The organism is Bartonella sp. AA78NXGY (assembly GCF_042197005.1).
GTDB lineage: Bacteria > Pseudomonadota > Alphaproteobacteria > Rhizobiales > Rhizobiaceae > Bartonella.
Map to the genome: position 1 here is coordinate 1 of NZ_JBHIRI010000029.1, position 7,480 is coordinate 7,480.

8 protein-coding genes are annotated in these 7,480 nt (G+C 35.1%); all 8 read left to right on the forward strand.

The window, feature by feature from the left end; genetic code table 11:
• A partial coding sequence (locus ACFINL_RS09055) for an HNH/ENDO VII family nuclease (RefSeq protein ID WP_375651434.1) occupies nucleotides 1–516 on the forward strand: 516 nt, incomplete at its 5' end.
• 62 nt (nucleotides 517–578) lie between these two features.
• Complete coding sequence (locus ACFINL_RS09060; protein WP_375651435.1) at nucleotides 579–1,160, forward strand: SMI1/KNR4 family protein; 582 nt, start codon at nucleotides 579–581, stop codon at nucleotides 1,158–1,160.
• Nucleotides 1,161–1,206: 46 nt separating this feature from the next.
• Nucleotides 1,207–1,701, forward strand: a complete 495-nt coding sequence (locus ACFINL_RS09065) for an SMI1/KNR4 family protein (protein WP_375651436.1) — start codon at nucleotides 1,207–1,209, stop codon at nucleotides 1,699–1,701.
• Nucleotides 1,698–2,162, forward strand: coding sequence for an SMI1/KNR4 family protein (locus tag ACFINL_RS09070; RefSeq protein WP_375651437.1), 465 nt, complete (start codon nucleotides 1,698–1,700; stop codon nucleotides 2,160–2,162). The genes ACFINL_RS09065 and ACFINL_RS09070 overlap by 4 nt, the downstream gene beginning before the upstream one ends.
• A 102-nt stretch (nucleotides 2,163–2,264) precedes the next feature.
• Nucleotides 2,265–2,741 (forward strand): SMI1/KNR4 family protein, encoded by a 477-nt coding sequence (locus ACFINL_RS09075; RefSeq protein WP_375627527.1) that lies wholly within the window; start codon nucleotides 2,265–2,267, stop codon nucleotides 2,739–2,741.
• A gap of 5 nt (nucleotides 2,742–2,746) precedes the next feature.
• Entirely contained in the window at nucleotides 2,747–5,320 is a 2,574-nt protein-coding gene (locus tag ACFINL_RS09080; protein WP_375651438.1) for a DUF6990 domain-containing protein, read from the forward strand.
• Nucleotides 5,321–5,408: 88 nt separating this feature from the next.
• Nucleotides 5,409–5,759, forward strand: coding sequence for an HNH/ENDO VII family nuclease (locus ACFINL_RS09085; protein WP_375618707.1), 351 nt, complete (start codon nucleotides 5,409–5,411; stop codon nucleotides 5,757–5,759).
• A gap of 270 nt (nucleotides 5,760–6,029) precedes the next feature.
• Nucleotides 6,030–6,500, forward strand: a complete 471-nt coding sequence (locus ACFINL_RS09090) for an SMI1/KNR4 family protein (protein ID WP_375610943.1) — start codon at nucleotides 6,030–6,032, stop codon at nucleotides 6,498–6,500.
• The last annotated feature ends 980 nt before the right edge of the window (nucleotides 6,501–7,480 follow it).

The window sequence follows — 7,480 nt, forward strand, 5'->3', positions numbered from 1 at the left end:
GCTGCTAGGAAAGAACTAACTAAACTCGCTGCTAAAGAAAAAAAGCTTTGGTTAAAAAAGAAACCCACTAAATTTACCGATAGCAAATTTGGACAGACAAACAAAGCCTATCAGAGAGATGATTTGTTTGATCCTAATAAAAGGGTTAACTGGATGGAAAACAAAAAAGAAATGTGGGGCACTAATATTGATAGAATGGAAACAGGAAGAGCACCGATAGGATTTGATGGTCAGCCTGTTGAATTGCATCACCTAAAGCAAACACATGAGGGTCCCATAGCAGAAATTGGCAGTAAAGATCATAACAAATATAATTCCGTGATTCATGCTCCTTCTAAAACACATCAATCGCTTATAGAGAGAGACAAGTTTGGTAAGTGGAGAGAGGAATATTGGAAGGAACGCGCTAAAGGATATAGAGAACAAACAAACAATAATTTAGGAGGAATAATTGATATGAAATGGAGTATCATAGGGATAGATTTTGACAGATGGGGACAGGAGCACCGGCAGTAATTCTCTACGGTTGATGAAAAGAGAAAAAAGAAACTTATAAAATAATTTATGGAGGATAATTGATGAAAACCTATACCTTAGCTGATGTCATAGAATTAGTTGATAAATATGATGGTGATATTGTTAGTTTTGGGATTGCAGAAAATGCGGTTGATGATCTCGTGATTGAAAAGGCGGAGAAAGCTCTCGGTTTACAATTCACATCTTCCTATAAAACTTTTTTAAAACATTATAAAGGAGGAGACATTGCTGGTTATGAAATCTATAGCCTTTATAAAGAGTGTGGAGAAGATATTCCTTTTGATGACATTGTTTTACAAAACTTAAATTATTATAGAAAACATGGTTTGGTGACACCAGAACAGCTTGCCGTTAGCAGAACAGATTTTGGTGAAACCTTTTACTTTGATTATACACAGTTTAGGGATGGTGAATGCCCACTCTATGTCATGCTTCCATCTGAAGATTGCGAATATTACGCTAGCAATTTTTATGAATTCCTTTGTAAAAGAATTAAAGAAAGCGTGGGAGAAGAGATACCTGAAGGTGATCAACCGATTGAAAAGATTGAGCACACTCCCATTCCGCAACCTATCCCTTTTTACAAGAGTTTTTGGAAAAAACTATGGAGGAAGGGCAATTGATAGAGGAAATATAGAGCGTTTATAACGCAAGTTTTGAGGATCATCTATGAAAACCTATACCTTAGCTGATGTTGCAGTATTAATTGATAAAGTGAATAAATATGATGATGAGATTATCAATTTTGGTAGTGAAGATGATGAAGAGAATGAAACAGATGATTTACAGATTGAAAAGGCGGAGAAAACTCTCGGCTTGCAATTCACATCCTCTTACAAAGTTTTTTTAAAAAAATATGGAGGAGGAGAAATTGGTTATGAGGAAATTTTTAGCATTTATAACGCAAGTTTTGAGGATCATCCTGCTGGTGATATTGTGCATAAAAACTTATATCATAGGAAACATGGTTTTGCGACATTAGAACAGCTTGTTGTCAGTAGAACTGATTTTGGTGAGACATTTTACTTTGATTATACTCAGTTTCAGGATGGTGAATGCCCACTCTACGTCAAGATTCCATCTGGAGCGTCACATTATTATGCAAGTAATTTTTATGAATTTCTCTGTAAAAGAATTAAAGAGCACGCAGGGGAAGATTTATGAAAACCTATACCTTAGATGATGTTGTAGTACTAGTTGATAAATATAGCGATCGTATCAATTTTGGTACTGCTGATGATGGAGTTGATGATGTACTAATTGAAAAAGCAGAGGGGATTCTTAAATTGCAATTCACAACCTCCTACAAAAGTTTTTTAAAAAACTATGGAAGAGCGGAGATCTGTGGTGAGGAAATATTAAGTGTTTATAATACAAATTTTGAAATTGCTCGTAGTGATGATATTGTTTATTATCATATAACGGATGTAGAAAATGGTTTAGCAAAACCACAGCAGCTTGTTGTGAGTAGAACTGATTTTGGTGAGACATTTTATTTTGATTACTCTCAGTTTCAGGATGGTGAATGTCCGCTCTATCTTAAGTTTCCACCTAGCGATCCCCAGTATTACGCAAGTAATTTTTATGAATTTCTCTGTAAAAGGATTACAGATAACTTGAAGTAAATTTCTTTGTATGGTGGTTTTACTTCCGAATTGCAATGTTAAACCACTATTTTTTATTTTCAAGAATGCAGGCATCGTTAATATTTTTAAGGGGGATCATCTATGAAAACCTATACCTTAGATGATGTTGTAGTATTAATTGATAAAGTGAATAAATATGATGATGAGATTATCAATTTTGGCACTGCAGAGGATGCGCCTGATGATATATTGATTGAAAAGGCTGAGAGAACTCTTGGTTTACAACTCACCTCGTCCTACAAAAGTTTTTTAAAAAATTATGGAGGAGGAGAAATTGGAGGTTATGAAATTTTTAGCATTTATAACGCAAGTTTTGAAGATAATCCTGCTGGTGATATTGTTTATTATCACTTAACAGATATAAAAAATGGTTTAGCAAAACCACAGCAGCTTGTTGTCAATAGAACAGATTTTGGTGAAACCTTTTACTTTGATTATACTCAGTTTCAGGATGGAGAGTGTCCGCTCTATCTTAAGTTTCTACCTAGCGATCCCCAGTATTACGCAAGTAATTTTTATGAATTTCTCTGTAAAAGAATTAAAGAGCACGCAGGGTAATGACGATGCAAACCAAAGATGCAACAGAGATTTTAAAAAGACTTGGCTGGGAGCCCCATCGCGATGAAGTTGGAGATACATTTGCTTATTATCATTTCTCCGATCGTATAATACGCATTCTCTATGATGTTGTAGATTATGGAGAGGATGGTGGAAGGTTGCAGCTATCAGTTGCTCTTACCACCGCCGCTTATTGTCTTGCTGAGGAATATGATAATGGCGAACAGTCGCGCTATGAATATGGTGATACGTTGATTTATGCAGAAGAAAATTTCGGAATTGTGGTACAGAATCTTTCAGAAAGTCATATCGAAGCTGTTTTAAACAAAGTAATCTTTTGGGCACAAACGCAGAATATTGAACAAAAATTGCGTGAAGAAGCCGCCAATCATTCTGCTGTTGCACAAGCATTGCTTGGCGATATTGATGCTTTAAGGTCTGATAAGCCGGCACCTCAATTACATGTACCAGAATTTGCAGATTACAAAGCGATGACGCGGTATGAGCGCCTCATTCTTTTTGCGCAAGCTTATAAAAATGGGGAGTTAGACGATATTCTAACGCGTAAAAAGCCCAAACAGCGCTCGATAAGCCTTACTGCAGCAAGCCGTATTCTTAAAACCCAAGGGTGGTTTTCTACGGAACCTGGAAAAATGTGGCTCTCTTTGCCAGATCGCTTTATTCAGTTTGATTTTGGTTTTGTACATCTCCATAACAATTACAATGTCCGTCTTGAAGCTGAGATCTCTAACGAAGAGATTTCTGTAGCTTGCGAATATATTCACTATAGGGGAGAATATAATTGGATACGACCTACGGATATTTATCAGTCTTTTAATACGATTGGGGGAGGGATTTTTAGCGGTTTTGATAAAGGGATTGATATTTGTGTAGAGACGTTGAATGAGGAAGATTTGATAAAAATCTCTGAGCGGATAATACAATGGGCACGCGCCCAAGATTTACAAGCATCAATAGAAAGCAAAACACGTGTTCAAAAGTATAGCTACAATATAGATATAGTCTGGCATTTGGCTTGTTTAGCGTTGACAGGTCGAATTGATATCCTGAAATCTTATCAAAGTTTTCTAAAAGCAGGTACGATTTCTGAACATTTGGATGATAATGAAGTAAAAAAATATGTTAACCATGCCGTTGAATTTTCTGAAAAACATCTGAAAATCCTTAATGAGCGAGAAGCAGCAGAAGCACACCTTGGTCCGAAAGCTTTGATTACTTTCAATAAGGTTGCTGAGCAATTAAAAGAAATGGGTTGGACAGTTTATCGTGATAAAAACTATGATCGTAATACCTATTTTATCAGTAAAGATCGTATCATCAATATAATGTACAGTCTTCAAAGTGATGAAGAAGAGCCAATTGTTGCATTTAAGGCTTCCCTTTCAACACTTGGTTTTTCCACTGCTCATAGAGAAATTTTCTATAATATGCCTCAATATATAGCCATCAAAGAAGCAGAAGAAGTTTATACAGTTTCTAGTACTGAATTGGATGAAGGCAAGCTGAAACAGATCAGTGCGGATATTCTTGAATGGGCTGATCGGCAAAATGTGAATCAAATCATCTATGATTATGCGGCTTTGCCAACAAACAGTGAACTTGATCTTGTAGCGCGTCACCTTATTGCGCTTGTTTTGATTGGGGATGTTGAAAAGCTCAAATCTTATAAGGAGAATTTTAGAAAGGGAAATCCTTTAGGTTTTGTGGAAGAAATCTCAAAATATAGAATTGATAATCTCCTCACTCTTGCGCGGGGTTATCGAGCAGGTTTTCCGAAAAATGCACCGATTTTGAGCTTGGATCCGCAAATAGCATCTGTTGCTTCTAAAACAACTTCTGTTGAAGCGGCAGAGGAAGTGGATGAAGCGGATGACACTGATGATCGTCTCACCATGGAAAGTGCTCATGCACTTTTAAAAAGCCTAGGCTGGTCAACCGAGATAATCAATGAGAATGACCATATGGCAAGCTATCAATTGGCTGATCGTGAAGTAGACATTCTTTATAACGACGAAATTGCCAAAGATTACCCACAATTTGATAGCGCTTTTATGATTAGTACTGGCATTCTTTCCACCGCTTGTAAATTCATTGATCCTACCCACACGGAAGATATTCCAGATATACAGCTTAATTTTGAAGCAAAGGGGTTAGAAATCTTTGAACCAGAAGTTACTGCGGATCGCTTAAAGCAAGCACTTGATGACGCGCTAAAATGGGCGGTAACAGACATTGACCTTTCTGAAAGACTTCGCTCTGATTATGGCGCTGCTCCTTGGGAAAAAAGCACCACGTCTGAAGCAAACGATGCACATTATGCTTTACTTCATCTTGGCGCTCTTGCTTTGTTGGGTGATGCTGAAACCTTACAATCTTATCAGAAAAGCTTTACGGCAGGTGATCACCTAGGCTTTGACGAAAGCATCAACAAAACCCACCTTGAACGTGCATTAGCTTTAGCCAAAGAAGTAGCAAAGGTGAAGCAAGTGAGTTACGCTTTGATTAAACAGGTGGCAGAAAAGCTTGATGATCACTCAGAGCTTTCTAGCGAGGAATAACCTCGCTCTTGGAAGGAGAGTTTATTTAAGTCTATTTAGAACAAAGAATAAATTGATTATTTTGAAAAAATCGAGGGGATTATGAATCATGAAATGGATAAAGAAAAAAAGTATGGGGGCAGCTGAGCCGGTGGAATTTAAAAGTCAAAAAGTTTATCAGGAAGATGAACTGTTTGAGCCCGAAACAGTTTCTTCTTGGAAAGAAGAAGGACAGATAGTAACGGGTACAAATGTGGAAAGAATGGTATCAGGAAGAGCACCTATTGGAGTCGATTTTAGACCTATTATGTTACATCCTGTGACACAAGAACAAGATAGTCCTCTCGTTGAGGTTCTCTACTCATTTTATCAAGGCAGGAGTTTGGTTGCTCCTATGAATCCAAAGACAAATTTTATCAGAAAAGTTATTTGTTGGATTTCAAAAAAAATTCCTAAGTAGGAAAAAAGAAAGAGTAATTATTGCAAATATTGAAATAATATCCCTAAAAGGCGCTCTCTAAACTTTAATGATCACCTCCTTTAATTCCATCATATATTGTAAATGCGAGATGATTGTACAGAGACAGATGAGAAAAGAGCTCCGTCAAGAACATATCTCTTATGATTTTATCAATCTCATCTCAATTCCATTGGCTATAGTAGAAAAAGATTGATCATTAGGAGCACTCATTATGAGTAAAAACACGCTGTGACTTATGGAGAAAAATTTATGAAAAGTTATACTTTATCAGATGTTGCACAATATGTTGATATGCATAGTCATGTTATTAATTTTGGTACTCAAGATAATGCCCCTGATGATGTACGGATTAAAACAGCTGAGAACACTCTTGGTTTACAATTTACCTCTTCCTATAAGAATTTTTTAAAAAATTATGGAGGAGGAGAAATTGGAGGTGAAGAAATATTCAGTATTTATGAAATCTGTGCAGGTATTCCTGCTGGTGATATTGTTTACCGAAATTTGCTCGATAGAAGAGATGGCTTTACGGACCCCAAACAACTTGTTATCTGCACAACTGATTTTGGTGAAACCTTTTATTTTGATTATAAGCAGTTTCGCGATGGTGAATGCCCACTCTATCTCAAGTATACATCTGAAGATTCTGAATATTACGCAAGTAATTTTTATGAATTTCTCTGCAAAAGAATTAAAGAGTATGCAGGGGAAGATTCATGAAAACTTATACCTTAGATGATGTTATACAACTAGTTGATAAATAGAATAATTGCGATTTATTGCTTGTTATGAAAACATCTAAAAAGAGATTGATCATTATAAAGATTAGAAAAATCCCTTTTAATAGACCGTGTCAGAGTTGTCAGTTCTTTTTAGAGCCTATATTATTTTTTTAATGAGAGAAAATTAAAATCAATATATTTCAATAGGTTATAATTTTAATGATGCAACCTTTATTAAAAGACAACCCATAAATTCAATTCATAATATATATTTGTCAGTTATGTGTCAGTAAATTGAACTGACAAAATAGATTATTTTAGTGAGTGATTAAAACGTGCTTTATGAAAAGCATATAATCCTTTAAAGCCTTTCAAAAGATAGTTTGTAACTCATAAGAAATGCTATCAAGATCCTTATGGTTGTTAGTTTTGAAGATTTTGAGTATTTTGAGAGTTCCTTTTACTCCCCTTTATATATTTTTTTCAATAAAAAAATAAAAGTTATTATATTTCAATATATTAGCATTTTAGAGATACAGTCTATATTAAGATGCAACCTATAAATACAACCCATGGTATATTTTTGAAGGTATTTTGAGGGTTTGAGAAACATTCAAAACCTATAAGTAATATAAGAAAATGAATATACATAACCCTCTTTAAACAAAGCTTTTGAAAAGGATAAAGCTATCATTTTAGATTACGGTATAACCTCTTAAAGGCAATGTAAAAGAAGCGTATTCACTTTAAGATAGGGTTTCTTAAAAATCTTAAAGCAATCAAAATAAGAGTATCTAAAAGTGCAAGTTTCTTCTTTTTAGAATAACGCATATAAACACTCCTTTTAAGATTGTATGTAATCAACTTAACAAGAGAGGTATAGACTATGGTTATAAGACCTTATACCCCTTATGAGTTTATCATACCCATTATGTGAGCATGCTTTATAAGTTATTCAGTTTCTTTAATTTCTAATTT

Bases quoted from the DNA above. Each gene is read 5' to 3' on its own strand.
- ACFINL_RS09060 (WP_375651435.1), top strand. From the start codon at position 579: ATGAAAACCTATACCTTAGCTGATGTCATAGAATTAGTTGATAAATAT.
- ACFINL_RS09065 (WP_375651436.1), top strand. From the start codon at position 1,207: ATGAAAACCTATACCTTAGCTGATGTTGCAGTATTAATTGATAAAGTG.
- ACFINL_RS09070 (WP_375651437.1), top strand. From the start codon at position 1,698: ATGAAAACCTATACCTTAGATGATGTTGTAGTACTAGTTGATAAATAT.
- ACFINL_RS09075 (WP_375627527.1), top strand. From the start codon at position 2,265: ATGAAAACCTATACCTTAGATGATGTTGTAGTATTAATTGATAAAGTG.
- ACFINL_RS09080 (WP_375651438.1), top strand. From the start codon at position 2,747: ATGCAAACCAAAGATGCAACAGAGATTTTAAAAAGACTTGGCTGGGAG.
- ACFINL_RS09085 (WP_375618707.1), top strand. From the start codon at position 5,409: ATGAAATGGATAAAGAAAAAAAGTATGGGGGCAGCTGAGCCGGTGGAA.
- ACFINL_RS09090 (WP_375610943.1), top strand. From the start codon at position 6,030: ATGAAAAGTTATACTTTATCAGATGTTGCACAATATGTTGATATGCAT.